General features: G+C 50.8%; 26 protein-coding genes. 5 read left to right on the plus strand and 21 right to left on the minus strand.

The window, feature by feature from the left end; translation table 11 throughout:
• Nucleotides 1–24 precede the first annotated feature (24 nt).
• The 5 genes from OWN49_RS06675 to OWN49_RS06695 form a co-directional block, all read right to left on the minus strand.
• Nucleotides 25–747 carry a LutC/YkgG family protein gene (locus tag OWN49_RS06675; RefSeq protein ID WP_077722871.1) on the minus strand — a complete coding sequence of 241 codons (723 nt, stop codon included), beginning with the start codon at nt 745–747 and terminating at the stop codon, nt 25–27.
• The gene (locus OWN49_RS06680; RefSeq protein ID WP_007407375.1) at nt 747–2,177 is read right to left on the minus strand and encodes a LutB/LldF family L-lactate oxidation iron-sulfur protein; all 1,431 of its coding nucleotides are present in this window, start codon (nt 2,175–2,177) and stop codon (nt 747–749) included. Before OWN49_RS06680 ends, OWN49_RS06675 begins: the two co-directional genes overlap by 1 nt.
• 27 nt (nt 2,178–2,204) lie before the next feature.
• A complete protein-coding gene (locus OWN49_RS06685) occupies nt 2,205–2,921 on the minus strand; it encodes a (Fe-S)-binding protein (protein ID WP_077722873.1) in 717 nt (238 codons plus the stop codon).
• A gap of 180 nt (nt 2,922–3,101) precedes the next feature.
• The gene (locus OWN49_RS06690; RefSeq protein ID WP_077722874.1) at nt 3,102–4,292 is read right to left on the minus strand and encodes an aminotransferase-like domain-containing protein; all 1,191 of its coding nucleotides are present in this window, start codon (nt 4,290–4,292) and stop codon (nt 3,102–3,104) included.
• 30 nt (nt 4,293–4,322) lie between these two features.
• Nucleotides 4,323–5,042, minus strand: coding sequence for a FadR/GntR family transcriptional regulator (locus tag OWN49_RS06695; protein WP_017418877.1), 720 nt, complete (start codon nt 5,040–5,042; stop codon nt 4,323–4,325).
• Nucleotides 5,043–5,247: 205 nt separating this feature from the next.
• On the opposite strand from OWN49_RS06695, the gene lutP reads away from it, so the two are divergent.
• Nucleotides 5,248–6,924 (plus strand): L-lactate permease LutP, encoded by a 1,677-nt coding sequence (lutP, locus tag OWN49_RS06700; protein ID WP_176283541.1) that lies wholly within the window; start codon nt 5,248–5,250, stop codon nt 6,922–6,924.
• 37 nt (nt 6,925–6,961) lie between these two features.
• Here the strand turns inward: lutP and rpoN are convergent, their stop codons facing one another.
• Nucleotides 6,962–8,272, minus strand: a complete 1,311-nt coding sequence (gene rpoN / locus OWN49_RS06705; protein ID WP_077723180.1) for an RNA polymerase factor sigma-54 — start codon at nt 8,270–8,272, stop codon at nt 6,962–6,964.
• Between the two features lie 77 nt (nt 8,273–8,349).
• Here rpoN and yvfG point away from each other — a divergent pair, with 77 nt between their 5' ends.
• Nucleotides 8,350–8,568, plus strand: a complete 219-nt coding sequence (gene yvfG / locus OWN49_RS06710; RefSeq protein ID WP_003151570.1) for a protein YvfG — start codon at nt 8,350–8,352, stop codon at nt 8,566–8,568.
• Between the two features lie 13 nt (nt 8,569–8,581).
• Here yvfG and OWN49_RS06715 read toward each other — a convergent pair whose 3' ends face one another.
• The 15 genes from OWN49_RS06715 to OWN49_RS06785 form a co-directional block, all read right to left on the minus strand.
• Nucleotides 8,582–9,547 carry a polysaccharide pyruvyl transferase family protein gene (locus tag OWN49_RS06715; protein WP_070082411.1) on the minus strand — a complete coding sequence of 322 codons (966 nt, stop codon included), beginning with the start codon at nt 9,545–9,547 and terminating at the stop codon, nt 8,582–8,584.
• Nucleotides 9,526–10,698, minus strand: coding sequence for a DegT/DnrJ/EryC1/StrS family aminotransferase (locus OWN49_RS06720; RefSeq protein ID WP_025853490.1), 1,173 nt, complete (start codon nt 10,696–10,698; stop codon nt 9,526–9,528). Before OWN49_RS06720 ends, OWN49_RS06715 begins: the two co-directional genes overlap by 22 nt.
• A 4-nt stretch (nt 10,699–10,702) precedes the next feature.
• Nucleotides 10,703–11,350, minus strand: a complete 648-nt coding sequence (locus OWN49_RS06725; protein ID WP_176283542.1) for an acetyltransferase — start codon at nt 11,348–11,350, stop codon at nt 10,703–10,705.
• The gene (locus OWN49_RS06730; RefSeq protein WP_025853492.1) at nt 11,347–11,955 is read right to left on the minus strand and encodes a sugar transferase; all 609 of its coding nucleotides are present in this window, start codon (nt 11,953–11,955) and stop codon (nt 11,347–11,349) included. The genes OWN49_RS06725 and OWN49_RS06730 overlap by 4 nt, the downstream gene beginning before the upstream one ends.
• Entirely contained in the window at nt 11,952–13,469 is a 1,518-nt protein-coding gene (locus OWN49_RS06735; protein ID WP_176283543.1) for an MATE family efflux transporter, read from the minus strand. The genes OWN49_RS06730 and OWN49_RS06735 overlap by 4 nt, the downstream gene beginning before the upstream one ends.
• On the minus strand, nt 13,466–14,500 hold the full coding sequence (locus OWN49_RS06740; protein ID WP_077722878.1) for a glycosyltransferase: 1,035 nt from the start codon (nt 14,498–14,500) through the stop codon (nt 13,466–13,468). The genes OWN49_RS06735 and OWN49_RS06740 overlap by 4 nt, the downstream gene beginning before the upstream one ends.
• Complete coding sequence (locus tag OWN49_RS06745; RefSeq protein WP_077722879.1) at nt 14,497–15,573, minus strand: polysaccharide pyruvyl transferase family protein; 1,077 nt, start codon at nt 15,571–15,573, stop codon at nt 14,497–14,499. The genes OWN49_RS06740 and OWN49_RS06745 overlap by 4 nt, the downstream gene beginning before the upstream one ends.
• Nucleotides 15,574–15,577: 4 nt before the next feature.
• Nucleotides 15,578–16,615: a glycosyltransferase family 2 protein gene (locus OWN49_RS06750; protein ID WP_015418269.1), complete on the minus strand. Its 1,038-nt coding sequence runs from the start codon at nt 16,613–16,615 to the stop codon at nt 15,578–15,580.
• An 18-nt stretch (nt 16,616–16,633) separates the two neighbouring features.
• Complete coding sequence (locus OWN49_RS06755) at nt 16,634–17,737, minus strand: EpsG family protein (protein WP_077722880.1); 1,104 nt, start codon at nt 17,735–17,737, stop codon at nt 16,634–16,636.
• 3 nt (nt 17,738–17,740) lie between these two features.
• Nucleotides 17,741–18,877 carry a glycosyltransferase family 1 protein gene (locus OWN49_RS06760; protein ID WP_077722881.1) on the minus strand — a complete coding sequence of 379 codons (1,137 nt, stop codon included), beginning with the start codon at nt 18,875–18,877 and terminating at the stop codon, nt 17,741–17,743.
• On the minus strand, nt 18,870–19,712 hold the full coding sequence (locus tag OWN49_RS06765) for a glycosyltransferase family 2 protein (RefSeq protein ID WP_025853499.1): 843 nt from the start codon (nt 19,710–19,712) through the stop codon (nt 18,870–18,872). The genes OWN49_RS06760 and OWN49_RS06765 overlap by 8 nt, the downstream gene beginning before the upstream one ends.
• On the minus strand, nt 19,709–20,848 hold the full coding sequence (locus OWN49_RS06770) for a glycosyltransferase family 4 protein (RefSeq protein WP_172614993.1): 1,140 nt from the start codon (nt 20,846–20,848) through the stop codon (nt 19,709–19,711). The genes OWN49_RS06765 and OWN49_RS06770 overlap by 4 nt, the downstream gene beginning before the upstream one ends.
• A gap of 15 nt (nt 20,849–20,863) precedes the next feature.
• Nucleotides 20,864–22,681, minus strand: a complete 1,818-nt coding sequence (locus tag OWN49_RS06775) for a polysaccharide biosynthesis protein (RefSeq protein WP_172614994.1) — start codon at nt 22,679–22,681, stop codon at nt 20,864–20,866.
• A 220-nt stretch (nt 22,682–22,901) separates the two neighbouring features.
• On the minus strand, nt 22,902–23,582 hold the full coding sequence (locus tag OWN49_RS06780) for a CpsD/CapB family tyrosine-protein kinase (RefSeq protein ID WP_003151543.1): 681 nt from the start codon (nt 23,580–23,582) through the stop codon (nt 22,902–22,904).
• A 5-nt stretch (nt 23,583–23,587) separates the two neighbouring features.
• The gene (locus OWN49_RS06785) at nt 23,588–24,295 is read right to left on the minus strand and encodes a YveK family protein (protein WP_017418864.1); all 708 of its coding nucleotides are present in this window, start codon (nt 24,293–24,295) and stop codon (nt 23,588–23,590) included.
• A 242-nt stretch (nt 24,296–24,537) separates the two neighbouring features.
• On the opposite strand from OWN49_RS06785, the gene slrR reads away from it, so the two are divergent.
• From slrR to OWN49_RS06800, 3 genes are all read left to right on the plus strand, one after another.
• Entirely contained in the window at nt 24,538–24,993 is a 456-nt protein-coding gene (gene slrR / locus OWN49_RS06790) for an HTH-type transcriptional regulator SlrR (protein WP_017418863.1), read from the plus strand.
• Nucleotides 24,994–25,073: 80 nt separating this feature from the next.
• Nucleotides 25,074–26,522: a carboxylesterase/lipase family protein gene (locus OWN49_RS06795; protein ID WP_077722884.1), complete on the plus strand. Its 1,449-nt coding sequence runs from the start codon at nt 25,074–25,076 to the stop codon at nt 26,520–26,522.
• 151 nt (nt 26,523–26,673) lie between these two features.
• The gene (locus OWN49_RS06800; RefSeq protein WP_014418938.1) at nt 26,674–26,874 is read left to right on the plus strand and encodes a hypothetical protein; all 201 of its coding nucleotides are present in this window, start codon (nt 26,674–26,676) and stop codon (nt 26,872–26,874) included.
• Nucleotides 26,875–26,903 lie beyond the last annotated feature (29 nt).

Genomic DNA, 26,903 nt, shown 5'->3' on the forward strand with positions numbered 1-26,903 from the left:
GGCCGTAAACCGGGGTTTGTTTTTTTATCGGTCATTCACGAGGATATAAGCGGCTTTAACGGGTCCGTGGACGCCGACAACCAAATCCATTTCGATATCGGCCGAGTTGCTCGGTCCGGTAATATAGTTGATGCAGGAAGGAATGGTGACGCCGTCTCTGATCTGCTGTTTCAGTATATCGCTGGCCTGTGTCATCCTCGGCACAATGGAAGATTTCGGGATGATTGCGATATAGGTGGTCGGAAGCAGGCTGACGGAACGGCCGGCATGCTCTGACGCATACAAAACGACGGTGGCTGATTCCGCAAGCGTGATCTCGCTGAATGTGATGCCCACATTCGCTTGTTCCGCTTTTTCAATATTTTTCGCTCCTTGTTCCGCGTCCCATTCCCAAACGGAAATCCCTTCGTCCGGCCACTCTTCTGTCATAAGGGTCTGCAAGCCGTACATTTCAAACCGGCTGTCCTTCGGAATGATGACAGGCCCTCCTTCAAAGCGGTTCACCTGCGCGCGCAAAGCGTCGTAAAGCCCGGCGGCATCCGTTTCGATCAGTTCGGTATGAATGTTGACGCAGTGGTCTTTCAGCATCGTGACAAGATCGTCTTCCGTACAGTCCGCATGCGTTTGATATTGAGGCTGATACTTCCATTCAGGCAGGGACACGCCTGATTTCCTGCGCTCTCTGCCCAGACTTCCGGCGATCCGGTTTAGAAAGGATTCCTGATGTGTAACCGTCCCTTTCATCATCATTCTTCCCCCTTTTGTTTTTCCCGGTCTTTAAACCAATCTCTGAATCTCGATTTATGCGGCGCAGGGAAGTCCCGTATTGCCGTCCATTCTTTTAACGGCCCCGGCCCTTTTGATATTTTGTCATCCTCCGTAAACGGCGTCATGGCGGCAGGCGCCCATTTCGATCCCATTTTATAAAGGGACGGGGATGACGAGCCGAGCCCGAAGGCTTTCATCGCCAGTTTTTCGCTGATCGGCGCTTTGCCCTCTTTTTCCACAATGTTCTGCCGATGCTTGAGCAGCAGCTCGTGCAGCGGAATTTTAACCGGACACGCTTCCGTACAGGCCGCGCATAAGGAAGATGCGTACGGGAGCTCCTTGTATTCGTCATATCCGCCGAGAAGAGGCGATAAGACGGCGCCGATCGGACCCGAATAGATGGACCCGTACGAGTGTCCGCCGACATGCCGGTACACGGGACAGACGTTGATGCAGGCGGCGCAGCGGATACATTGCAGCACCGATTGGAATTCCGTGCCGAGTATGCGGGAACGCCCGTTATCCACAACCACGAGGTGGAATTCCTCAGGCCCGTCAGCTTCTCCTTGCTGCCGGGGGCCCGTCAGCGCCGTAATGTAACTTGTAAGCCGCTGGCCGACCGCGCTTCTCGTCAGCATGCTGACAAGCACTTCAAACTCAGAAAATGACGGAACGATCCGCTCCATTCCCATCACGGTGATCTGCGTCTTCGGTAGCGCGGACACAAGGCGGCCGTTTCCTTCGTTTGTTACGAGACTGACCGATCCGGTATCCGCGATTGCAAAGTTGCAGCCCGTGATGCCGACATCCGCTTCGAGAAATTTTTTCCGGAGGACGCTGCGCGCGTGCATGACGAGCTCTTCCGGTTTTTCCGTCTGTTTGTATTCGAGTCTCTCTTTAAACACGTCACGGATCTGCTCTTTGTTTTTGTGAAGAGCGGGAGCAACGATATGTGACGGCGGATCATGATCGTCAATCTGGAGAATGTATTCGCCGAGATCCGTTTCTGTGACTTCACAGCCCTCTTCCTCAAGCACTTCGTTCATATTGATTTCTTCTGTCACCATGGATTTGGATTTTACGATTTTTTTGGCGTTTTTCTGCCGGATGACATCGCGGATATAGGAGGACGCTTCTTCCGCCGTTTCGGCGAAAAAGACATGTCCGCCTCTGTTGGCGACATTTTCGGCGAGCTGTTCCAAATAGAAATCAAGATTGTCCAGCACATGCTGTCTGATTTCTTCCGCATGGGAACGCCAATCCTCCCAGTTTCCCAATTCCTCGGCCGCCTGAAGCCTTCTTGTCCTGAGCCGTTCCTGCGCTCCGGAGACGGCTCCTCTCATAAACTCATTATCTATTCCTTCTGATACCCGCTCTTTAAAAGCGGCGGTACCGATTTTCATCGCCATGATTTTACCCCCTTGTTGTTTCTCGTCTTATCTGCTGTTCAGCACTTCGGCGATGTGCATGACTCTGACGTTTTTATCCTTACGGTCAAGACGCCCGCCGATATTCATCAGACATCCGCAATCCGCCCCGATCAGCACCTCGGCCTCCGTGTCTTCCACGCAGGCGACCTTCTCATCCACCATTTGTTCAGAGATTTGCGCCATTTTCACAGAAAATGTTCCTCCGAATCCGCAGCATTGGTGCTTTCCGGGAAGCGCGGTCAGCTCGAGCCCCTTGACATGGCGCAAAAGCTTCATCGGCTCCGCCGACACGCCGAGCAGCCTCGTCATGTGGCATGATGTATGGACTGTCGCTTTTTTATGCAGCACCGCCCCGACATCCTCCACCCCGAGAACGTTGACGATAAAATCCGTTAACTCATATGTTTTGTCCGCAAGCTGCTGCGCTTTTGCGGCCCACTTCGGATCGTCCTGAAACAGATGCGGATATTCACGGAACATCGTCGTACAGGAACCTGACGGGCTGACGACGTACTCCGCTTCTTCAAACGCGGCAATCATCCGCTTCATCGCTTTTTTCGCATCCGTCACATACCCGCTGTTGTATGCGGGCTGCCCGCAGCAAATCTGCCCCTCGGGAAAATCCACCTCGCACCCGAGCCGTTCCAGCACCTCAACCGTCGCCTTTCCGACATTGGTCTGAAACATATCCACAAGGCACGTGACAAATAATGAGACTTTCATGATGAACCCCTCTTTCATCCTCAGTATGTGATCTGGTCATCTGATGACCTGTTTTTGGAAAGCTCTATGAATATCCTACACTATTCTGAATATGGATTGGAAGGTTTTTCTGAAAAATCCTTTCGCCCGATGCGCTGAAGGGTGCAAAAAAAGAGAAGCCTGAAAGCTTCCCATGCTGCTCTACATCCCGTTTTTCAGCAGGCGTCCCAGTTTTTGCACACCCTCTTTTATCGCGGCTTTACCGGCAAAACTGAACGACAGGCGGAGATATTCGGCACCGTCTTCCTGATGCGGAAAAAAATATTTTCCGGGTACATAGGAAACGCCGTGAGACAGAGCCCTCGCCAGCATTGCGGACATATCAGCCCCCGGCGCTTTCACCCATACAAAATAACCGCCTTCAGGCACGTGCCAGGATGCGGATTCCGGAAGATATCGCGCTGATGCGGCGAGCAAAACATCACGTTTGCTTCGATATGCTTCCCGCAAGGCGGCGAGCCGTTCTTCAATATTCGTTTGTTCCAGATAGACGGCGGTCACCGCTTGGGAAAACGGGTGGCCTAAGTCTTTTTTTAACCATGACAATGCCGTGATGAATGCGGCGTCCCCTGCAATCCAGCCGATCCTCATACCCGGGGCGATGACTTTTGATAATGAACCGGCGTACAGCACCCGGCCGTTTTGATCCATGGCTTTCAAGGGCGGCGGAATATCGGTGAATCCGAGCTCGCCGTATGCATCATCTTCCAAGATGAGAAAATCATACGTTTCGGCAAGCTGAAGCAGGCGGGTTCTCCGCTTCGCTGACATTACGGTTCCCGCAGGATTCTGAAAAGCGGGTATCGTGTAGAGAAGACGGGGAAGCACAAGCCCTTTTCGTTTTCTTTCCTCAAGCATGAAGGCCAATGTTTCTGTTTGCAGGCCCTCTTGATCTGTCGGAATGCTCATGATATGCGGTGTATAATTTTTTAAAATCTCGAGCGCTTCCATATAGACCGGAGCTTCAACGGCAGCGGCGGTTTGTTCATCGAGGAAAACCCGCGCAGCCAGATCTATCGCCTGACAGGCGCCTGATGTCACGATCAGCTCATCGTCCCGGCAGTGAATGCCGCGGATGGCTAACCGTTCTTGAATCTGCTTTTTTAAAACGGCCGTCCTCGGGCTTCCCATATAATGCAGCGGCAGATCGCGCTCCTCATCCAGAAGGCGGGAGGCGGCTTCTTTCAGCTCCTTATCAGGAACGAGTGCGGGATCGGGATAGCCGGAGTGCAGAGGGATGCACGCTTTCGGAACTGCCGGCATCCATTCCCCGGGAGGATCGTTTGTCAGAGCTTTCTTTACATGGTCAGAAAAAAAAGATTCGGCCTGCATGTGATGCTATCCCCTTTCACAAGTCAGCTTCTATACATTTTCTTCAAAATAAGCCCCCAGCACTTCTTCCACATTCGTCAGGTGCGCCGTCATCGCGGCTTCCGCTTCATCCGCGTCTCCGGCGGCGACGGCGCTGTAAATGCGTTCATGCTCTTCATACAATCGCTGCACGCTCGTTCGTTTAGAAAACAGCCAAATTTTTCTCGTTTCTCTCATTGTTTCCAAAAGGAGCGCGGAGACATGATTCATGAGATGCTTAAGCAGCCCGTTTTGTGATGCTTCCGCCAGCGCCATGTGAAAGGAGAAATCTGCTTTTTCGCCCAATTCTTCGTCTCCGTCGATGTCTTTCATCTCCAAGAGAGCTTGGCGGATTTTTTGCAAATCGTCTTCGGTGCGTTTTTCAGCGGCCATGGCGGCGACGCCGAGTTCAAGCAGCTTTCTGACTTCGAGCAGCTGTTTGACGTCCTCTTTTTTCATCAAGAGGGCGGAAGAAAGCGGCTGGGAAACATGAGACGGCTCAAATTCTCTTATGTATGTGCCTTCTCCCTGCTTCATGTCGACGAGCCCCATCGCTTTCAAAGCCGACAGCGCTTCTCTGACCGCCGAGCGGCTGACCTGAAAACTCTCAGAAAGCGCCTGAACGGAATCAAGCTTTTCACCCGGCTTAAGCTCGCCCGCTTTTATCTTCTCCAGCAATGCGTCAGCGACTTCTTCGTAGATTTTTTTCGTTTTAATTTGTTTATATTTCAACGCGATCACCCCGTCACTTGTGAATCTTGATGTTTATCGTCTATTATACTTCTTTTTTTGTGTTGCCGACAGGTTCAGACAATTTGTTCAAGAAAAGTATTGTACTTTCAAAACTTTCAAAATATAATGCTAATTAACCCGGTCATCAGATGACCTTATCATAAAAAGTAATCGTTTACATGACATAAGGAGGGGTTTTTTAGGGATGCAATGGACACAGGGGTACGCTCCTTTAGGGGGAAATTTGCTTTTATCGGCAGCTTGCGCGCTCGTGCCGATTATCTTCTTTTTTTGGGCGCTTGCGGTGAAACGGATGAAGGGGTACATAGCGGGGCTTTTAACGTTAGCCGTTTCACTTTTAATCGCTGTATTTGTTTACGGCATGCCGGCGGAAAAAGCGGTGATGTCCGCTTCTCAGGGAGCGGTGTACGGGCTGCTTCCGATCGGCTGGATTATCGTCACATCGGTCTTTCTGTATAAAATCACCGTGAAAACGGGACAGTTCGAGATTATCCGGAGTTCGGTGCTCTCAATTACAGATGACCGGCGTTTGCAGGCGCTGCTCATCGCCTTTTCATTCGGGGCATTTTTAGAAGGCGCCGCCGGTTTCGGCGCTCCCGTCGCGATCTCGGCCGCTTTGCTCGTCGGACTTGGTTTTCAGCCGCTGTATGCGGCGGGAATTTGCCTGATTGCCAATACGGCGCCCGTTGCCTTCGGTGCGATCGGCATTCCGATTACCGCCGTCGAAGGTCCGACCGGGATACCGGCAATGGAAATTTCCCAAATGGTCGGCCGGCAGCTTCCGTTTTTATCCGTCTTTATTCCGCTTTACTTAATCATTTTGATGAGCGGTTTTAAAAAGGCTTTTGAGATATGGCCGGCCATTCTTGTTTCCGGCGTCTCCTTTGCGGCCGTGCAGTACGCAAGCTCGAATTTTTTAGGGCCTGAGCTTCCGGATGTGCTGTCGGCGCTTGTTTCCATGGCCGCGCTCGCTCTGTTTTTGAAATTTTGGAAACCGAAAACGGCCTTTCGTTTCGCGGCAGAACGGGAATCAGCAGCGGCCGCTGACCGGGCGCCGATCAAGTACGGGGGCGCCGCGGTGTTTAAAGCGTGGTCTCCTTTCCTTCTTCTGACGGCCATGATATCCGTTTGGGGGATTCCCGGCGTGAAGGCTGCCTTAACCGGTCATTATGAAGGAACGTCAATGTGGCTTTCCTGGCTGAATGCAGCCGGGCGCGCATTGACCTTCACGCCTCCCGTCCCATTTGTAAATCAGCAGATTCTTCAGGCGGACGGCACGCCGATTGAAGCCGTGTACAAGCTTGAGCTTCTCGGTTCAGCGGGCACGGCGATTCTGATTGCCGCCGTCATCTCCAAGTTCGCCCTCGGCATGTCGTGGAAGACGTGGGGCGAAGCGTTTATTGAAACGGTGAAAGAGTTAACGTTTCCGGTTGTGACCATTGTTTCTGTTGTCGGCTTTGCTTATGTGACGAATGCTTCCGGCATGAGCACGACACTCGGTCTTTCGCTTGCCATGACGGGCTCGATGTTTACCTTTTTTTCGCCGGTGCTCGGCTGGCTCGGCGTATTTATTACCGGCTCTGATACATCGGCCAACCTATTGTTCGGCGGATTGCAAAAGGTGACGGCGCTCTCTGTCGGGATGGACCCGGTTCTCTCCGTTGCCGCCAATTCATCAGGCGGTGTCACCGGAAAAATGATTTCTCCGCAATCCATTGCGGTTGCCTGTGCCGCTGTCGGTCTGGCGGGCAAGGAAGCCGACCTTTTCCGCTTTACGATTAAGCACAGTCTGTTTTTGCTTCTGCTCGTCTGTCTCATTACATTTTTACAGCATCATCTGTTTTCATGGATGATCCCGTAACACGGAGAACCTCCCCGGGGTTTGGCTCGGGGAGGTTTCAGCTGTACCGTTTTCTCGCCGATGACGGCGGAATATTTAATTGATCACGGTATTTGGCGACGGTGCGCCTTGAGATTCGGATGTCATATTGTTCATGAAGCAGATCGGCAAGCTTTTGGTCTGAAAAAGGTTTCTTTTTATCTTCTTTACGGACCAATGCTTCCAGATGCGCTTTTACGGCATAATTGGAGGCGCCGCCATCCCCCGATGATTCAGCTTTCGCCGAGAAAAATGTTTTCATTTCATACAGTCCGTACGGCGTCTGAACGTACTTCCCTTTGATGGCCCGGCTGATCGTTGATTCGTGGAGCTCCAGCGTTTGCGCCACCTCTCTTAAGGTCAGCGGCTGCATTCCGCTTTTTCCTGTGAGAAAAAAGGATTCCTGCCGTTCAGTCAGGACGCCGATAATTCTCGTGATCGTTTGTTTTCTTTGCGACAAAGCCCGGTTCAGCCAGCGCCATTCCTGATATTTTGCCGACAGATAATTTTTCGTGTCACGGCACCCGGCAGCTGACAGGAGCGGCTGATAATGGGCATGAAGCTGGATGTCAGGAAACGAACGGCTGTTGAGCCGCGCTTGAATGATGCCGTTTTTCACCGTGATGAAAATATCCGGTTCTACGTAAAAACCCGGCTCCTCATGCGCATAACGGAGCCCCGGCCTCGGATCAAGCGCGCTGATCATGTCAGCGATGCCCTGAATGTCTTTAAGCGGAATGCCCGTTTTCAGTGTAAGCGCTTTCCAGTTCTTTCTGGCAAATAGCTCAAAATAGGCTTCGGCAATCCATTCCGCCTGTTCGTTACGCTCGGGCAGACGGCGGAGCTGAAGAAGGATGCATTCCTGCAAAGACCGGGCGCCGATTCCCGCGGGCTCAAGGGATTGAAGCTTTTTCAAAACCGCTTCCGTCTCCTCTTGTGAAGCGGATACATGGTCGGCGGCGGCTGATATGTCCTCTTTTAAATATCCGTTTGAATCCAATGAATGTATCAGATAATTGAAAATTTTTTTCTCATCATCGGACAGCTTCATGTCTAAGGCTTGCTGTTTGAGCGAATCCTGCAGGGTTTTACGGGTAAGTCTGATCTGCTGGCTTCCGTCCCGTTCTTTCATCCTGTTTTTATTTGTTTTATGGTAAGATAGTGGCGGCGTGTCTGTTTCCTTTCGTTCAATCAGAGGGTTTTCCAGTGAGAGCTCATCAATATATCCGGCCAGTTCCGCGGAATTGTATCCGAGTAATGTGATGGCCTGTTTAAGCTCTTGCGTTAATTGAGGCTTTAACATTTGTGTTTGCTGAAGTTTGATATCCATCATGCTCACTCCCCTTTTTTCATTGTACATGATTGGTTTCATACCGTATATACTTATTAAAAGGAGTTGCTTTATAGATGTCAGAACTTTTTTCTGTTCCCTATTTTATTGAAAACTTTACACAGCACATTGAAATGAATCCGAATGAAGACCGAATTCATGCGATGAACAGCTATTACCGCTCCGTCGTCTCAACCCTTGTACAGGATCAGCTGACGAAAAACTCGGTTGTGCTCAAAAGAATTCAGCATTTGGATGAGGCGTACAACAAAGTAAAACGCGGAGAAACAAAATAAACCTTCCGCTCATTCAAAGCGGAAGGTTTTCCTTCGTGCCGGCGGTTTCACCGATCAGCCGGACGTCCGGCGCTTCGTGCGTCCAGGTGTAATAATAGTTGGCATTTTTCCCGTATGAATTATCAATGACGGTATTCGGTTTCCCGAGAAGCGAGGACAGGATGTGGCCGTGGAGCCTTGACGTTTCCACCGATTCGTACCTGCTGAAAAACAGGACCGCTTTTTTCGTTAAGAAATCGGAATAGCGTTTCCAAAACCGCGCAATCGGCAGCGGGTTTCCCGCTTTTTTATTCAAAACATTCAGCGTTTGGAAAAAAGCGATTCCCCTGCGGTCGCTTGCTGACAGAACATCCTGCCAGTCACAGTTTTTAACGGAAGAATTGTTTTGCAGCTTCGGGTTGATTTCCCCATCTGTGCGGATAAAATGAAGCCTGCCGCGTGACGGAGCCGCTGACGCCGCGATCGGATACAGCTGATGGGCCATATCAGGCATAAGCCCGATATGATTCGCCGAAAAAAAGTGTTTCGCAGTCTCGTATGACACATGATCTCTCGTAAACAGGTGGAGATCCTTGTGCTCCGCAAAAAGCGCCGATGTCTTTTGCAGCCGTGTCTCATCCTGATAATAAATCGATTGCGGCAGGATGACGATCCTGTTTTCCGGAAAGGATTTGACGATTTTTTCCCTGAACGTCTGATAGTACGGATAGAGATCCCCGAAATTTCCGCCACCCTGACAGACGATGATCGTCTTTTTGTCCGCCCGGCGCCCGAATGGAAAATTGTCGGGATTCCAGCGCTGTCTTACGCGGATGCCGTGCGCTTTAAAAAACGCCTCCGTCCCTTTCATAATCAATAAATCCCCTACATTTCCGTAGAGGGGATAGTCGGCATATATGATGTCGGATTGCGGCGGTATAACGCTGAGCAGACCCGTCAGCTTCTCTTTTAATCGGCTCATAACATGGCGGCTGTCCATGTTTTCTCCCCTTTCGTTTCAAACAGTTGCGCAAGTGCGTCAATGACACGCTGCTGCTCCTCAGAAGACAGGTCAGACCCGGACGGCAGACAGATGCCCCGGCTGAAAAGGTTCTCAGAGACACGCTCATGTTCGCTGTGAGGATAAAAGACGGAAGATGAGAAAAGCGGCTGCGTATGCAGCGGTTTCCACAGCGGCCGGGCCTCAATGTTCTGTTCCGCAAGACAGGCAACGGCTTCTTGCGGCGTCACGCCGTTATCAAGCGTCAGAGCCGTCAGCCAGCGGTTTGAAACCGTTCCTTCAAGCTCCGGCATCATGCGGATGCCCGGATATGTTTCCAGCGCTTCCCGATACCGGTTAAAGATTTCTCTCCTCGCCCGGACGCGATCTTCGAGCACTTCCAGCTGCGATATCCCCACGCCCGCGAGAATGTTGCTTAGCCTGTAGTTGTAACCGAGCTCGCTGTGCTGGTAATGAACGGCGGCATCTCTCGCCTGTGACGCAAGAAACCTCGCTTTTTCAATCGCGGCTTCATCGTCAGACACGAGCATGCCGCCTCCCGATGTTGTAATGATTTTGTTGCCGTTAAAGGAATAAATGCCGAAACGGCCGAAGGTGCCGCTCTGCCTGCCTTTATATGTTGATCCTAAGGACTCGGCAGCGTCTTCAATCAGACAGACGCCGTATGCGTCACAAAGGCTCATTAATTCATCCATTTTCGCGCTTTGGCCGTAAAGATTGACGGCGATCACCGCTTTCGGGAGTCTGCCGCGCCGCTTTGCATCCCGGAGCGCCCGCTCAAGCGCAGCGGGCGACATATTCCACGTCTCCCATTCCGAATCAATAAAAACGGGCTCAGCCTGCTCATACACAATTGGATTCGCCGTGGCGACAAACGTAAAGGAAGGACAAAATACAACGTCTCCTTTTTTCACACCCGCAAGCCGCAGGGCAAGATGGATGGCGGCCGTTCCCGAGCTTACGGCCGCCGCGCTTTTCACTCCCGCATATTCCGCGAGCCGCGCTTCAAACGAATTGACGAGCGGACCGAGCGGGGCAATCCAATTGGAGCGGAAGGCTTCTGCGATGTATTCCTGTTCTTTTCCGCTCATATGAGGCGGAGACAAATAAATCCGTTTGTTTGTTTGCATGAAATCATCCTTTTTCATTATGGATAGGGGGGATGACGCGGGCCGGAACGCCGACCGCCGTCACATGGCCGGGAATTCTGCTGATGACCGCAGCCCCCGCGCCGATAACGGACCAAGGGCCGATATCCATCTGCGGTATGACGGACGCGCCGATTCCGATGTGCGTTCCTTCCCCGACATTCACTCCGCCGGCAAGCGCCGCGCGCGGTGAAAGATGGACGTAATCTCCGATTGCATTGTCATGATCGGCAACCGCCCCCGTATTGATGATGCAATGGGCGCCGATGTCAGCGCCCGCCTGAATGACGGCGCCCGCCATCACAACCGTTCCGTGTCCGACGGAAGCCGTTTCACTGACGATCGCCCCGGGGTGAATGAGTGCAGCATAATCTATATCTTCAATCCCAAGCGTTTCAGCAAACTGCTTTCTGACGCCGTTGCGTCCGATGCATATCGTGAACACGGCCTCGGGGACGAGTTTCTGAAGTATGTGCACGTCTTCCGTCCGGCCCGTATATAAACCGTTCCGAACGGCAAAACCGCTGAATCCGTCGTCCAATATGCCCGCAAGCTCCATATCGGAACGGGCCTGCACGATTTCCTTCACGACTTTTCCGTGTCCGCCGTTTCCGATCAGCACGACCTTTTTCACGATGACATATCTCCGCTGCCTGTGAAGCGCTTTGCCGTCACATGGCCGGCTTGGTGTATGCCTTCTGACACGAGAACTTTTTTCACTGTTAAAAGCAGAATCTTTAAGTCGAGCAGAAAGGTGCGGTTGTCGACGTACCACACGTCGAGCTTGAATTTCTCCTCCCATGAAATCGCGTTTCTCCCATTGATCTGCGCCCAGCCCGTAATCCCCGGCTTCACCTCGTGCCGCCGCGCCTGCTCCGCCGTGTAAAGCGGCAGATAATCCATCAGCAAAGGGCGGGGGCCGACCAGACTGATATCGCCTTTGAGCACATTAAAAAGCTGGGGAAGCTCATCGATGCTCAGTTTTCTGATCAGCCTTCCCGGTTTGGTCAGGCGCAGATGATCCGGAAGCAGCACACCGTTTTCATCACGCGCATCCGTCATCGTTCTGAGTTTATACAACGTAAACGGACGCCCATTATGCCCCGGTCTCGTCTGTTTGAACAATACCGGAGACCCGATGGCGCATCTGACGGCTGCCATGGCGAAGAGAAGAATGACACTCGCGCCGCACAATAACAGCATCGCGGCCGCTATATCAAATACACGTTTCGCCTTCAAATCTGAACAGCTCCTTTCACTTTTCGGCATTTCTGTAAAGCAAGCCGCCTTTCTTCTTTCGTACAAATGAAGAAAAAAGCGAATGCGGCATAGCTTATGCATACGGCAAGCCCCGCGGCGATCAGACCGGCCCAGCTGTCAAGCGGTGAAAACAGCCGGATACCCCGGCAGACGGCCCAGGCAAATACGGCCGCCGCCAACGGTCCGAACATGCCTTTGTAAAACGCGGTTTTCTGAAAGCCGGTAATATGCGAAACATACAGCGGCGTGAAGACGGCATTTTTCAAAATGAGGGAGACAGCCCCGGCAATGGTGATGCCGTACAGCCCGAGATGTGCCGGTCCGCTGAGAACCACGGCCAATATGACATTCAGTCCGCCTAAACATAAAGTAACGACGGCGGGCGTTTTTTGTTTATTAAAAGCCGTCCATACGTAAAAAAGCGGCATGACAGAGAGACTGACCGCCAAATACGCGGCGTGAATATATAAAAGCGGCGCCGTCTGCACAAACGACGGGCCCAGCCAAATCGCCAGAAACGGTTCGGCAAGCCCTCCTAATAATGCGGCGGGAAGCGCGAGGAGAAGCCCGTTCATCCGCACGGCCTTATTGGCGTAAGACAGGAGACCTTCCATATCGCCTTTTGAATAATAGGAAGTCAAAACCGGCGCAAACAGTGAAGCAAGCGTCCCGGCAAGACTTCTGAGCAGAAGCGGGAATTGAATAATCGCCGCATAGACACCCGCTTCAGACGGCCCCAGCACGAGGTTGGCCGTCATGAGGTCAATCTGCAGAAACAGCAGCACGCCGATCTGGTTGACAGAACTCCAGGCACCGGCCGAAAACAGCACTTTGCTCGTCTGTAATGACAAGGTTTTACGGCTGAAAGAAAACCATGGAATCAATTTCTTAAAGAAGAAAAAAGTCAGCACAGCCGCACAGACGGCTCCCGCTAATGCCGAAAGCTGGATCTGCCAGATCTTCGGCGGCAGGCACGTAAACAGAGCGAGCACACACAGCACCCTGACCAGCATTTGCACGGCCTGAATGGAACTTGTGATATAAAGCTTGTTGGCAAAAAACGGCCCCGTCGCGAACCCCGCCATAAAAAACGTCAGCATAAACAGCACGCTGCCGATTACGATAGACAGCCTCACATCCGTTAAGAGCCCGGCCGGTACATTCATAATCTTGTCAATAAAAAAAGCAGTCCCGGCGAGCGGCACAGCGAGTAATAGAGATATCACGACAGAAGCGGCTAAATAATTGCTTACATACGCATTGGCCTCGTCCCTGTTCCCCCTGTGGGCGGCGACGGAGAAAAACCTTACAACGACAGAGCTCAGCGCAACGGTAATAATAGAGAAATAGTTAATGATATTCTGTGTCAGATGGACAAACCCAAAGGCCTCAACACCTAATGTTTTCACAATAAAGGGCGTCATCCACACTGATAAAAACACCGATAGTAAAAACGCCGTCACATTGGTGCCGAAATTAATGGCAAATTTCATGCTCCTTCCGCACTGCCTTTCTCTTTCGATTTCCGTTCGAAAAACGCATGCAGAAGAAGAGGAAGGCGCATTTTGCACAGACCGAGCACCACGCGCTCCCCGGCCAGCAGCTGTTTATGGCGGCACGGCGTCCTGCGCACGGCCGTTTTTACCATGTCATACGTTAAGATTCTGCCGATATGCGCCGTAATCTGGTGTGACGGCTGCGGGGCGGCGCATGCGTTGGCGATCAGCATCGGAATCTGATGCTTGCACAAATATGTATCAATATCGCTCCGGCAGGCGTCCGTCAGCCCGTTTGCCTCATAAAAAGCCATTTTCGCTGCATATTGCTTTTGCAGTTCGTGATCTAAGCGGGGCTTAAACGGTGTTTCTGTAAGACTTTGCGGATTTTCCCGGTAGATATACAGCCCTTCGTCTATCACTTTGACACGCGCGGCTTGGCGGAACGCTGCCAAGTTAAACGGAGAGTCCTCGGCAAACCGGATATCTTCATGGAACAACAGCCCTTGCAATGCTTCTCGCCGGTATATATAGCGCCACACATACCAAATAAACCGATGTTCGTGCGCGCGGGTCAGCAATGCGGTCATTTCATCCGCTGTGAAGACGCGGCCCGGCGGAAGGGACGGCGGCATATACGTTCTTTCTTTAGACGGCGTTTCTTTGTAATAACCGCAGCCGGCGATATCCAGCCGGTTCTTCTCCGCTTCTTCATAAAGCCGCTCGAACATTGTTTCCGTCACATAATCATCGCCGTCCGCAAAACCGATATAACGGCCGCGGGCGGCTTTTATTCCGGCATTGCGGGCCGAGCTGAGGCCGCCGTTTTCTTTATGAATCACCCGGATTCTCGCATCTTCTGCGGCGAATTGTTCAGCCATCCGGCCTGACTGATCCGGTGAACCGTCATCGACGAAAATGATTTCGATGTCTCTCAGCGTCTGTTTTGTTAAAGAAACCGCGCATTCTTTAATAAAAGGCTCTGTCTTATACATCGGCACGATCACGCTCACAAGCGGCGCGGTCATTGGGCATCACCGCTGATTTTCGAGCGCAGCCCGGCAAAATAAACACTTCGCAAAGAACCGCCTTCCTCATGCTTGCCGCTGAGCAGCCGGTTTACGGCGGACGTTACGGCTTCAGGGTCGGGACGTTCAAGCAATATCATGTTCGGTATGTTTTTCAGCCATTGATAGCCTTCCATCACCTTATGATCAAACGAACGAATGACGACACAAGGCGTTTTCGTCAGCGCACAAAAAATCATCCCGTGAAGCCTGTCAGTGACGACGGCTTCCGCGCCTTTCAGCGTATTCCAAAGCGCTTCCAGCTCCTTTTCACGTGTATGGCGGCTGACCCTCCGGCCGACCGTCGTGGTAAAGGAATACAGCTCTCCGTACTCTTTGGCCAAAGCTTCTTTTACCATCGTTCTGTCCTCAGCCGTCAGCGCACTCTCCTTATCCTCCCGTAAACAGAGGTAGATCCCTTCCCGCGGGATGCCCCGCTCGCTTTTATCCAAATATAAGACCATGTCAGGCTGTTTGAGCACTGTTTTTCCGGGAAAATGACGCTTCATCCATTGATACGTCGTCTCATCTCTCGCCATTAACAAAAGGTCGGGATGCGCATTGTACACTTTTCGGGCGCGCTTCAGTTCCTTCCGTCCCTTTTTTGATTCAGAAAAGTGAGCCGTCGCCGGAAGCTGAACGATCCGATATTGCCGGAATGTTTTTATGATAAAGCGGCGCGTCCATTCCTCATACCGGTACAAATCCCCCATGTTCCCGCCGCCGATGATGAATACCATATCATCGGGGTGGCGCTTTTTGATCAGCGCTTTTGCCGATCTGTATATATCCTTCATATCCACCTCGACAATGTCAAAATCGGGATACTCCCGTTCAAGAAATTTTTTGCTTGCGTAGGCGATGGCGTGATCGCCGAGATTATCGTGGGACGGGAGCAGCGTCAAAATGATCTTTTTTCTTGCCGCTGTAAGCCCCGCCCCATCCGCTCCCGTTCCGAAATGAAATTGGGACGGGTATTTGAACTTAAGCAAAAGCCATTCCGCGAGATTGATTTTTAAAGATTGTATCGACATGTCTTCACCCTCTGATTTTCATTTTGTACTCGATTGCCCGCTGATACGCGGCTGATGCCAGCGACACGAACGGAATCAGCTTCAGCTTCGCCAAAAGCAGAAGGCATGAGCGTTTGGCGTCAAACGGCGCCGTTCCCGTTTTGGAAAGGCTCAGGCGGAATACGGGATCAGCGCATATCCGGCTGATATTCTTCCACTTCTCAGAAAACCGGCCTCCGTTATTCCGCTTCCATTCATTCAGCAGGCAGACCGTTCCGTGCTGAACGATGAAAAAATCCAGCTCCTGCCGGTATTCCTGTAAGCAGCCGTTTTCACGCAAAAAAGCCTCGTTCAGCCGATAGAGAACGAGACCTGAGTCAAACAGCTTTTTCTGATAGCTTTGCACAATGGAAGTCAAGTGAATCCGATAATGATAGAGCGGCTGATCCACGTATGAGACGGCACCTGCGAAAACATGCGCCCGGAGGCTGAAGTACTGATCCTCCACGTGCTCCAGCTCATCACGAAGCGGAAAGCGCAGCTGATGATGCTCGATCATGGATCTTTTGTACAGCTTGTTCCATGAAAAGCCGCTGACTCTTCCTTCAAATAAATCTTTCAGGTATCGTTGTTTCGGGCGGCCCTCGTACGCTGAAGCGATCGTTGAAACGGCGGTTTTCCCCGTATCCGCAAATTCAGCCGCATATTCGCAAATCACGAGATCAGCCTGATCAGCCTTCGCTTTTTCATACATGCTGAGGCAATAATCAGGTTCAACCCAGTCGTCCGCATCAATAAAAGCGATAAATTCGCCGCGCGCCGCCTCGATTCCCCTGTTGCGGACCGCGCCGAGCCCCCGGTTTTGCTGATGAACGACCCTGATTCTCTCATCCCGCTTCTGATAGGTTTCAAGAATCGCCGGGCTTTGATCCGTTGACCCGTCATTAACGGCCACGATTTCGATATTGGCGAGCGACTGATTGAGCAATGAATCTAAGCATCTTTCTAAATAAGTTTCCGTATTATACACAGCAATTAATAAACTGACCGCGGGTGTTTCCATATAAACCTCCAGTGTCCATTACCGGGAAAAAATCGTTCTGTACGGAAGCACAGACGAATCGACCGGCATAAGCAAGTAACTGTAAAGAAAATAACAGACAATAATGGCGATATAAATCAGCGCATTTGATTTTTCATCAAAAATCCTCACAAAATAAGGGATCAAGATCATTTGGTACAGGCCGAAATATATATTAAACCGGGCAAAAATAACATCCTTTGTCGCCAAAAGACCGAAGAGCAGGCCGAGCAGACAGAAATTCACGATGACATCAATGTCAGGCCAGAGATTCCGCAGCCGCTCCCGATAGCAGAAAGCCAAAAACAGCGGCAGAAGCAGCACCGCGATTTTTACGACGTTCATCCCGTTCGTATTGGTCATCAGCCATTTCTCATAATGGCCGTACGAGCTGTTTTCCAGCACGACGACAAACAGCGAAATGAACTTCTGATACAGAAACGTCATAAGAAGAAACAATGCCGACAGTCCGAAAATCGCGGGCGACCATGCTCTTTTTCTGACGAGAAAATAAACCGGAATCATAATCAGCGCTGAGGAATGAAAAAGCGAACACAGCAGCACGATTGACATATAACGCTTCCAGCTTCCGCTGATCACGTAACGGACGGCCCAAAACAAAACGGCCGCCACCATATACTGCCTGATCCCGTTAAAGGAAGCGTAATAGTGATACGTGCCCAAAAACAAAAATACACTCAGCTCAAACGGACGGCCGAACTCAACGAGCCCCTTTAAAATAAAGCTGCACGTCACGACCGCCACGGTGAAATACATGATTTGCGGATCTTTCGTGATAAAATTCATGAGCCAGATGAGAGCCGTAAACCCCGGATCAACGGCTGCTTTTTTCGCTCCGAACCCGAAGATCTCCCAAATGCTGCCGTAATTTTCCGCCAGCTTGTACATCAGCGCGTACGTCTGAAAATCCGTCCCGACTCTGTAGCGCAAACCGGAGACCAATACCAGCGATAGCAACGGAACGAGCATGACGAGCTGATTCGGCCGGTATCCGGTCGAAAGCGATTGATCACGCCCGCCGCACATTTTCGCGAACCATGACCAAATATAAACAATTCCCATATTGACTACATATACAATCATTCGTTACTGTTCCTTTTTCCAATTCATATTGTAAAGCTTCATAACAGCCCCCGCATTTTCTCCCGCGTCATATCCCAGCCGCCTGAGGGTTTCTTTAATACGCGTCCCGTCAGGCTTTGCCGCCTCTGCTGCCCGTAAAACCGCGGATGCCCATTGTCCTGGCGGTTCTTTGAGGCTGAGCCTTTTGACCAGCCCGAGCCCGGCATCGGCTTCTTCCGTTATGCCGTCTGATATCACGCACGGCACCCCGGAGGCCTGCGCTTCAACGAGCGTGACGGGCAGCCCCTCATAAAGAGACGGCATGACAAATACATCCAGCATTTTCAGCAGATCATGAACGCGGTCTTCTATGCCGATAAAACGCACATCATCATCAAGCCCCAGCTTCGCCGCCAGATTTTCCATATCGGTGCGAAGCGGACCGTCTCCGGCGAGAACCAGCTGTAAGCCGATGCCCCGCTCTTTCATATCAGCGGCCAGCCGGAGCAGAAATTCGTGGTTTTTTTCTTCTGTAAAGCGGCCGATATGGCCGATCACCAAACGGCCGTCTGCAATGCCCCGCTTCCTTTTTTCAGCTTCTGTGTCCGCCCACCCGCCGGCAAATAAGTCGAGATCAATGCCGTTCGGCAAAAGATGCACGTCTTTTTCTTTCCCGAATAAGAAACGGCCCGCCTCTTTTCCGCAGGCGCACAGTGCCGTGGCGTTTGCCGTGATCAGCCGTCTGAACACAAACAGCTGTATCCCGGCAAGCCGCGACGCCCGCCCCCGCCACGACGTACTGTGCGAATGGCAGATCCGCACCGGGACGCCGGCTAAACGAGCGGCCAATGCGATAAATCCCGACTGAAAATCGGTATGGGCGTGCACGGCGGCAAACGGGCCTTTTTCCTGAATCACCCGCTTGACCTGTTTTACAAATGTAATCGGGTTTGTGCTGCCGATGCTCGGCACATAAAAAAGCCGTCCGCCGAGAGCGAGAATTTCCTCATCATAAGCGCACGGATCGTTCCTATGGGTTAAAAAATCAAACTGCACCTTCGTTCTGTCCATCTTCCGGTACAAATTCATCATCATCGTTTCTGCGCCGCCCCTGTTCATACCGCTGAAGATGTGCAGCACCCGCATCGGTTTGTCAGTCATGTTCGGCAAGCCCTTCTTTTTGGCGGATGTCCCTGTTTTTATGATAACGGTTCATGACCGCGGGCGGCGTAATGGCGCGGATGAGCGGTTTTGCGATATACGCGTAATGGGAAAGCGGCAGCTTCAGCCGTCTGCATGCCTGAAAAACGAGCACCGCATTATCAATGGAATACGTAAACGATCTCCTTTTAAACGCATCACTGTCCTCTCTGACTTTATACAGCGTTTCCTGGAGATTGTACCCACGGAAACCCGCTTCAAAAAAGCGCAGCCACAAATCGATATCTTCCATCCGCCGCGTCCGCCTGACTGACCGGTAGCCGCCAAGCGCTTTGTACGCTTCAGCCCGCATCATAATGGTGCCATGGCAGAACGGTGTGCCTTTCGCCATAATTCCCGGTTTCGGCACGGGCGGCAAAAGCCGGGCGCCCCTGACGCCGAATTCGTCAAATACGAGCATGCCCGTGCCTACGACTTGATAGTGGGCGTGCTTGTTTAAGAAAGCGGCCTGTTTTTCCAGTCTCCTCGGGTTGGAGATGTCATCACCGTCCTGCCTGGCGATATAATCCCCCGTTGCGTATGTCAGACAGCGGTTCAGCGAAGCGGCAAGCCGTTGATTCGTCTTATTTTGAATCAGCGTGATCCGGTCGCTGTAATGATCCGCGTAACGGCGCGCAATCTGATACGTTCCGTCAGTTGACGCGTCATCACACATAATCAGTTCCCAATTCTTATACGATTGGCTCAGGATGGATTCAATACTCTCCGCTAATGTCTCTTCGCAATTATAAATTCCCATGATGACGGAAATTTTCGGTTGTGCTCCTGCATTCATACGCTTTTCTCCTTTTTATCCATATAACCGGCGTAAATGTGCGCCATTTCCTTTACCGTACGTGTTTCTGAAAAACATTCCGCCGTCCTGCGCCCTTCTTGTCCCATTGCTTTTCGCAGACCCGGGGATCGGTACAGCTTTTCAATCCGATCGGCAAATGCCGCGCTGTCCCCTGCCGGCACGAGAAAACCGTTCACACCGTCTTCGATGATCTCACGGTGGCCCCTGTTGTCTGCGGCAACGGCGGGCTTTTCGGCAGCCATCCCTTCAAGCAGATTCATACCGAGCCCTTCGCGGATGCTTGAGGCGACAGACAGATCGGCAAGCTGAATCAGCTCATGAATGTCACGGCAAAAACCGTAAAACCGCACAATGTCGGATACCCCGAGTGATTCAGCCTTTTTTCTGTACGGTTCTTCCATCGCGCCTTCTCCGGCAAATACGAGTTTCAGCTCCGGAATGCGGTTCTTCAGCAATGCCGCAGCCTCAATGAGAAGTCCCTGGTTTTTATTGCCGTTTAATTCAGCGGGGTATATGAGGATAAATTCCCCGGCGCCGAAGCCGTGTTTTTCTCTCAGACGTTCACTCTCTGCCCGGCTCACAGGGCGAAACCTGTCTGTATTCACGCCGATGCCGTGTATTTTCTTCGCGCCGCAAGCTGTTTTTTTCATTTGCTTGGCCCGTTCGTAATCCTCTTCATTAATCGTAATCAAACAATCCGTGTAAGAAGAGAGAAATTTTTCGATCGGGTAATAAATAAGCCAGTTTTTCAGGGGCGCTCCGTCGCAGAAGTGAAAGCCGTGCGCGGTGTACAGCACCTTCGTCCCTTTTTGGCGCGCTTGTCTCGCCGCAAGGCGTGCAAGCACGCCGCCGACCGGCGTATGACAGTGAATCATGTCGTAGCCGTTGTCCTGAATGAGCCGTTTCAGCCGCCTGTAAACAGAAAGATTTTCGGGATGAAACGGCGAGCGCCGGATCGGGATGGAAAACTTTTCATCAACGAACGGAAGATTCATATTGCCGCCTGCCGCGACGTGCACCTCCCAGCCCATATCCTGAAACCATTGAAAATACGGAAGATGAAAGGCTTTAAAATGATAATCGACAGTGGCGCAGAATAATACTTTTTTCGTCATCTTTCTGTCCTCCCATCACACACCTGCGGCCGCTTCTTCATGTACTGATTCGATCGCCTCAAACAGCCGTTTTCTCAGCTCATCTTCAGGCAGACGGCTGAATTCCTCCATAAAACGGATGAGCACGGCCCAATCCCCGTCGATCGCTTTCCCGATATGGATTTTCGGAAAAATCTGTTCCGTATGTACTTCATTATGATTCAGCAGTTCTTCATACATCTTTTCTCCCGGGCGGATGCCGGAGAATTCAATGGGAATCTGTTCTGTCGTATAGCCTGATAAATGAATCAAGTTCTTTGCCAAGTCGACGATTTTGACGGGTTCTCCCATATCCAGAACGAAAATCTGCCGCCCCTTTGCAAGCGCCCCCGCCTGAATGACGAGTCTTGACGCTTCGGGGATCGTCATAAAATATCTTGTCATCGCCGGATGCGTGACGGTGACGGGTCCGCCTTTTTCAATCTGCTTTTTGAAAATCGGAATGACGCTGCCGCGGCTTCCGAGCACATTCCCGAAACGGACGGCGGCGAATTTGGTGTTGCTGACCTTTCCGAGGTTCATGATGACCATTTCCGCAAACCGCTTCGTCGCGCCCATGACATTGGCCGGATTGACCGCTTTGTCAGAAGAAATCAGCACGAATGTTTCCGTTCCGCACATATCGGCGGCTTCGGCGACATTTTTCGTGCCGATAATATTGTTTTTGACGGCTTCTTCCGGATTATGTTCCATTAACGGCACATGTTTATGGGCGGCCGCATGATAGACGACGTGCGGCTCGTATTTTTTCATCAAGGTAAAGATTTTATCTCTGTCCTGAATATCGGCGATCTCCGCATGAAAAAGCACCTCTTTGCCGAAGCGTGCGGACAGTTCGTTATGCACCGAATAAATGCTGTTCTCCCCGTGGCCGAGAAGGACGATTTCATGCGGAAGAAACGAGCTGATCTGGCGGCAGATTTCAGAACCGATAGAGCCGCCGGCGCCCGTGACCAGAATCGTTTTCCCTTTGATGCTGTCAGAAATTTTGCTCGTATCAAGGGTGACCGGCTTTCTGCCGAGGAGATCTTCGGCTTTCACATCCCTGATGTGTCCGGCAGCCTGCGTTCCGAGCAGGATCTCATCAAATTGCGGCATGATTTTAATATGGGCGCCCGTCTGTACACATTCTTTGTACAGCGTCTGAAGCTCATGGGTGCAAAGAGACGGAATGGCGATGATAATGTGGTGAATTCTCAGCCTCTGCACCGCCGGCATAATGCTTTCTTTTCCGCCGATGACGGGCAGGCCCATAATTTTGAGCTTATGCTTCGTCTGATCATCATCAATAAAAGCCACAGGCATGATTCCGAGATCGTTTTTCTGGGTAAGCTGACGGACGAGCAGCGTTCCTCCTGCGCCCGCGCCGATGATCAGCGCCCGGGAAGAGTCATTTTGCTTCCTGCCGATCGTTTCTTTCAGTACGCGCGAAATCATCCGGCTTCCTCCGATGAACAATAGCTGAATCATCCAGCTGACGGCTAACAGCCGGAATAAAATCGTGTGGAACACCCCGTATTGGACGGCGGCTGTCACAGCTGCGGACAGCGTGATCCCCTTCAGCAGATCAAGCAGCTCGCCTATTCCCGTATACGTCCATACCTGCTTATACTGGTGAAACATAAAAGCGCATACATGATGGCTGATCAGCATGCTTACGGCAGTCAGCAGCAACGCTCCGGAGTCATAAAAGTGATAAGAATCCTCAAAAAATTGATATCCTATAACAACGGAAAGTAAAACGAGATACGTATCCAATGCAAAAATCATTGAAAGTCTTCTCCGGTAAGTCAATCTTTCCCCTCCTCATTTATCGGTTTAGCTGATACGGTTTTCGTAAAAACAGACATAACAGCTAAGCCGATAACAATGCATCATCTTAAGATAAATTGGGCATTTAACCCGTCCTCACACCCCGCCACCGACGACCAGCATCTAAGGCGGCGGAAAACGCCGCCCACAGCAGAGCCGAGTGCCTCCGTTGATAAAGGTAAGGAGACATCACCTGCACCGCTCAATACGAGTAGTGCTCTGTTTTTTTGATTTTCTTTTTATTCAGCAGCGCCCCCAAAAGCTTTGCCTTAGACTGCTGAAGCGCGTCTTTCGCCTTTTGGACGGTATCCATTTTCGTTTTTCCGCTCAAGACGACGAGAACGCTTCCATCTGTCTGGTTCGCTAAAATCTGTCCGTCCGCCACCGCCAAAAGCGGAGGTGAATCGAAAATAACCAGACTGTACCGGCTGTACATCTCCTGAATCAGCTCTCCCATCGCCTTTGAAGATAAAAGCTCAGCCGGATTCGGCGGCGTCGGCCCGCTCGTTAAGACGTAAAGGTTATCAATCAGCGTTTTTTGCACCGTTTCGCCGAGGGAAGCGTTTCCGACTAACACATTCGTAAGGCCTTGTACATTTTCAAGCTGATAGGTCTCGTGTATCGTCGGTTTTCGTAAATCCGCATCGACGAGCAGCACCTTTTTTTCCTGCTGCGCAAATACCGCGGCAAGGTTGGCGGCGCTGAATGACTTTCCTTCTCCCGGAACGGAGGAAGTGACGAGAATGGAGCGCAAATGGGTCTGAACAGAGGAGAACTCAATATTTGTCCGAATGGTGCGGTATTGTTCAGCCACCAATGATTTGTGATGTAAAACGGATATTTGAGCCAGTCCCCTTCTTGATTTCTTTTTTCTGAATCCCAAACGCCTCACTCCCCGAAATGTTTTTCATCAGACCGTGTCTGCTGATTTTTGATGTCATACACAACCCCTAAAACAGGCAAGTCTGTTTTTTCGCTGAGCTGCCGCTCGCTTTTAACGGTTTCATCAAGAAAGTGGAGAAAAAACGCAAGCGTCACACCCGCCATGAGAGCCGCACCGAACGCCATCATGATATTCCTGATGCGCGAAGGCTTGACCATCGGGCTTTCCGATGCTTTTGCCTCGGACAAAACAATGACGCCTTTTATATTCATCCTGTCACGGACTTCTTTTTTAAATGTCTTCATCAGCGTGTTCGCTATAGCGGCGGCCTGTTTCGGGTTCTCGTCCTGCACCGCTACGGTAATGATCTCTGAATCGGTTTCGCTGCTTGTCGTGATCTTTGCTTTTAAAGCGGATGCCGTCTCAGAAAGATGCAGCTTCTGTTTCACTTTCTCAAGCACAACCGGGCTTTTCATTATCGTTTGAAACGTATTGTTGTAATGAAGATTCAGCTGAACGTCGCTGAGATTCGAATTTTTTTCACCGCTTGTTTCATGAATGAGCACTTGGGTCGATGCCTGATAAACGGGCGAAACCACCCGGAATTGGATGTATCCCGTCACCAGCGTTACAACTGCTGTCATGATAAAAATCAGTAAAAGTCTGTGTTTAATAATGTCAAATAATTCTTTAAAACTCATATTCTCATTCATGTAATTACAGCCTCATCCTTATTGCATCAGGCTTAAACGCCCCCTTCTGTTAATGATTGGATTATAAAAGAAAAGGTCGAAATTTGAAAATTTCAAATTAAGCCATTTGGTTCTTTTTAGAGAACATTATCATGATTTTCCTCTTATTTACTGCACTTCCCTTATAATTTTAAATTTTATAAAGAACGAAAAATTTCTTATAATGAACAAAAATGCCAGTATACAGGGGAGAATTCAGCACAATGATTGGAAGAATAATTCGTTTATACCGCAGAAGAAAAGGCTACTCTATTAATCAGCTAGCAGTTGAAGCAGGTGTCTCTAAATCTTATTTAAGCAAGATAGAACGGGGGGTTCACTCAAATCCGTCCATCCAATTTCTGAAAAAAGTATCCGCCACCCTGCAGGTCGATCTGACGGAGCTTTTTGATGCCGAAACGATGCTGCATCAGATGGGAGACACGGAAGATGAGTGGCGCATCCACCTTGTGCAGGCCGTCCAGTCGGGCATGCCGAAAGAAGAACTGTTCACCTTTACGAACAAACTGACTGAAAAGCGCCCGGAGCCCGCACCCTACCGCAACAGAAAACTGACTGAATCCAACATTGAAGAATGGAAAGCGCTGATGCAGGAAGCAAAAGAACTCGGCTTGTCCGTTCAGGAAGTCAGATCATTTTTAGAACGGAAGCGTTACTGATGATATGCTGATGAAAGGGCTTTTATTCGCTTCATGCCTTCATCTCTGTTTATAATGAAAAGAAAAAAGGGGATGAAATCATGACAAAACTTACCGTTCAAACCCGCTGCGGCGCACTGAAAGGAACTGCCGGCCGCGGTGCCCGCACATGGAAGGGCATACCGTACGCGAAGCCGCCCGTCGGAGAGCTGAGATTTAAAGCGCCGGAGCCGCCCGCACCTTGGGACGGCGTAAAACATGCCGATTCGTTCGGGCCGGTTTGTCCGCAGCCGGATGATATGCTGTCCATATCGTTTTCCGGGGATATACCGCCTCAATCTGAAGATTGCCTTTACCTCAACGTTTTCGCCCCCGATTCAGAGGGCGAAAAAAAGCCTGTCATGGTATGGATACACGGCGGGGCATTTTATTTAGGTGCCGGAAGCGAACCGCTTTACGACGGATCTGCCCTTGCCGCTGACGGAGATGTCATTGTCGTGACACTCAATTACAGGCTCGGACCGTTAGGCTTTTTACATTTGTCTTCTATTCATGACGCGTATTCCGCCAATATCGGGCTGCTCGATCAGATCGCCGCGTTGCGCTGGGTGAGGGACAATATCTCCGAATTTGGAGGAGACCCGGATAACGTCACGATATTTGGTGAATCGGCAGGCGGCATGAGCATCGCCTCACTTATGGCAATGCCTGACGCAAAAGGTCTGTTTCATAAAGCCATTTTAGAAAGCGGCGCCTCTCATACGATCCCGGCGGACATGGCAAAAGACATCGCGGCGGCATTTATTCATGAAGCCGGCACTGATCAATTGCAGGAGCTTTCCGTTAATGACCTGCTTAAGACTGCGGATAAAGTGCGGCGCTCACTGGATCAAAACATTTTTCAGCTTTTGTTTCAGCCCGCCATCGATCCGGCCACATTGCCTGCGGAACCGGTGAAAGCCATAGCAGACGGGGCCGCAGAAGGCATACCTATGATCATCGGAACCAATCGTGATGAAGCATATTTGTTTTTCACCCCTGATACAGACATTCATTCCGAGAAAAAGCAGCAAGATTATTTGCATTATTACCTCGGAGAAAACTGCACCGAGCAAGCGGCAGATTTATATCCGCATTCATTAACGGGACAAATCGATATGATGACGGATCTGATTTTCTGGCGGCCGGCTGTCGCTTTCGCACAAGGACAGTCGCAACACGCACCGGTCTGGATGTACCGCTTTGATTGGCATGGCGAAACACCGCCGTTTCATAAAGCTGTTCACGCTCTGGAATTGCCGTTTGTGTTCGGAAACTTTGATTCTTTGAGAAAGACGCTGCAAGAGCCGCTCGGTGATGACGCAGAACAGCTTTCCAAACAAATCCAATCCGCATGGCTCGCTTTTGCAAAAACCGGAAACCCGAACACCTCTCACTTCAATTGGCCTGAATATGAAACCGATTCACGCGAAACTTTGCTTTTCAACACGGATACCGCTGTCGAAAGTGATCCCGATTCAGCAAAACGCCGCATCCTGTTTCAAGCCTAAAAAACGCCAAGGGAGCCGGCTCCCTTGGCGTTTCATTTTCATCTTACTTCAGACATCAGTCAGCTTCGCGGCATATCCATTTCCGCATTACCCCTGATATGTTATATTCCAACCCAATACGTTAACCAAACATTCATAAAGGAGTTTTTATATGGAGAAATCAAGTATTATCGGCACAGCTGCCGTTATAATCGGGGCGCTTATGACCTTAGTTTCATTTATCTTCCTGCGCGACACTGATTTCTATGCCGTGAGGTGGATAGGGGTTGTTATCATGGTTGCAGGGTTTTCATGCGGTCCGGCCCACACCATATCAAAACATAAAAACAAACATGAAAAAGAAACCCGGTAACCTTTACTGGGTTTCTTTCATACCTTTCA

It is taken from the genome of Bacillus sp. NEAU-242-2 (assembly GCF_027853835.1).
GTDB lineage: Bacteria > Bacillota > Bacilli > Bacillales > Bacillaceae > Bacillus > Bacillus velezensis.

Bases quoted from the DNA above. Each gene is read 5' to 3' on its own strand.
- OWN49_RS06675 (WP_077722871.1), bottom strand. From the start codon at position 747: ATGATGAAAGGGACGGTTACACATCAGGAATCCTTTCTAAACCGGATC.
- OWN49_RS06680 (WP_007407375.1), bottom strand. From the start codon at position 2,177: ATGGCGATGAAAATCGGTACCGCCGCTTTTAAAGAGCGGGTATCAGAA.
- OWN49_RS06685 (WP_077722873.1), bottom strand. From the start codon at position 2,921: ATGAAAGTCTCATTATTTGTCACGTGCCTTGTGGATATGTTTCAGACC.
- OWN49_RS06690 (WP_077722874.1), bottom strand. From the start codon at position 4,292: ATGCAGGCCGAATCTTTTTTTTCTGACCATGTAAAGAAAGCTCTGACA.
- lutP (WP_176283541.1), top strand. From the start codon at position 5,248: ATGCAATGGACACAGGGGTACGCTCCTTTAGGGGGAAATTTGCTTTTA.
- rpoN (WP_077723180.1), bottom strand. From the start codon at position 8,272: ATGGATATCAAACTTCAGCAAACACAAATGTTAAAGCCTCAATTAACG.
- yvfG (WP_003151570.1), top strand. From the start codon at position 8,350: ATGTCAGAACTTTTTTCTGTTCCCTATTTTATTGAAAACTTTACACAG.
- OWN49_RS06715 (WP_070082411.1), bottom strand. From the start codon at position 9,547: ATGGACAGCCGCCATGTTATGAGCCGATTAAAAGAGAAGCTGACGGGT.
- OWN49_RS06720 (WP_025853490.1), bottom strand. From the start codon at position 10,698: ATGCAAACAAACAAACGGATTTATTTGTCTCCGCCTCATATGAGCGGA.
- OWN49_RS06735 (WP_176283543.1), bottom strand. From the start codon at position 13,469: ATGAAATTTGCCATTAATTTCGGCACCAATGTGACGGCGTTTTTACTA.
- OWN49_RS06740 (WP_077722878.1), bottom strand. From the start codon at position 14,500: ATGACCGCGCCGCTTGTGAGCGTGATCGTGCCGATGTATAAGACAGAG.
- OWN49_RS06745 (WP_077722879.1), bottom strand. From the start codon at position 15,573: ATGTCGATACAATCTTTAAAAATCAATCTCGCGGAATGGCTTTTGCTT.
- OWN49_RS06750 (WP_015418269.1), bottom strand. From the start codon at position 16,615: ATGGAAACACCCGCGGTCAGTTTATTAATTGCTGTGTATAATACGGAA.
- OWN49_RS06755 (WP_077722880.1), bottom strand. From the start codon at position 17,737: ATGATTGTATATGTAGTCAATATGGGAATTGTTTATATTTGGTCATGG.
- OWN49_RS06760 (WP_077722881.1), bottom strand. From the start codon at position 18,877: ATGACTGACAAACCGATGCGGGTGCTGCACATCTTCAGCGGTATGAAC.
- OWN49_RS06765 (WP_025853499.1), bottom strand. From the start codon at position 19,712: ATGAATGCAGGAGCACAACCGAAAATTTCCGTCATCATGGGAATTTAT.
- OWN49_RS06770 (WP_172614993.1), bottom strand. From the start codon at position 20,848: ATGACGAAAAAAGTATTATTCTGCGCCACTGTCGATTATCATTTTAAA.
- OWN49_RS06785 (WP_017418864.1), bottom strand. From the start codon at position 24,295: ATGAATGAGAATATGAGTTTTAAAGAATTATTTGACATTATTAAACAC.
- slrR (WP_017418863.1), top strand. From the start codon at position 24,538: ATGATTGGAAGAATAATTCGTTTATACCGCAGAAGAAAAGGCTACTCT.
- OWN49_RS06795 (WP_077722884.1), top strand. From the start codon at position 25,074: ATGACAAAACTTACCGTTCAAACCCGCTGCGGCGCACTGAAAGGAACT.
- OWN49_RS06800 (WP_014418938.1), top strand. From the start codon at position 26,674: ATGGAGAAATCAAGTATTATCGGCACAGCTGCCGTTATAATCGGGGCG.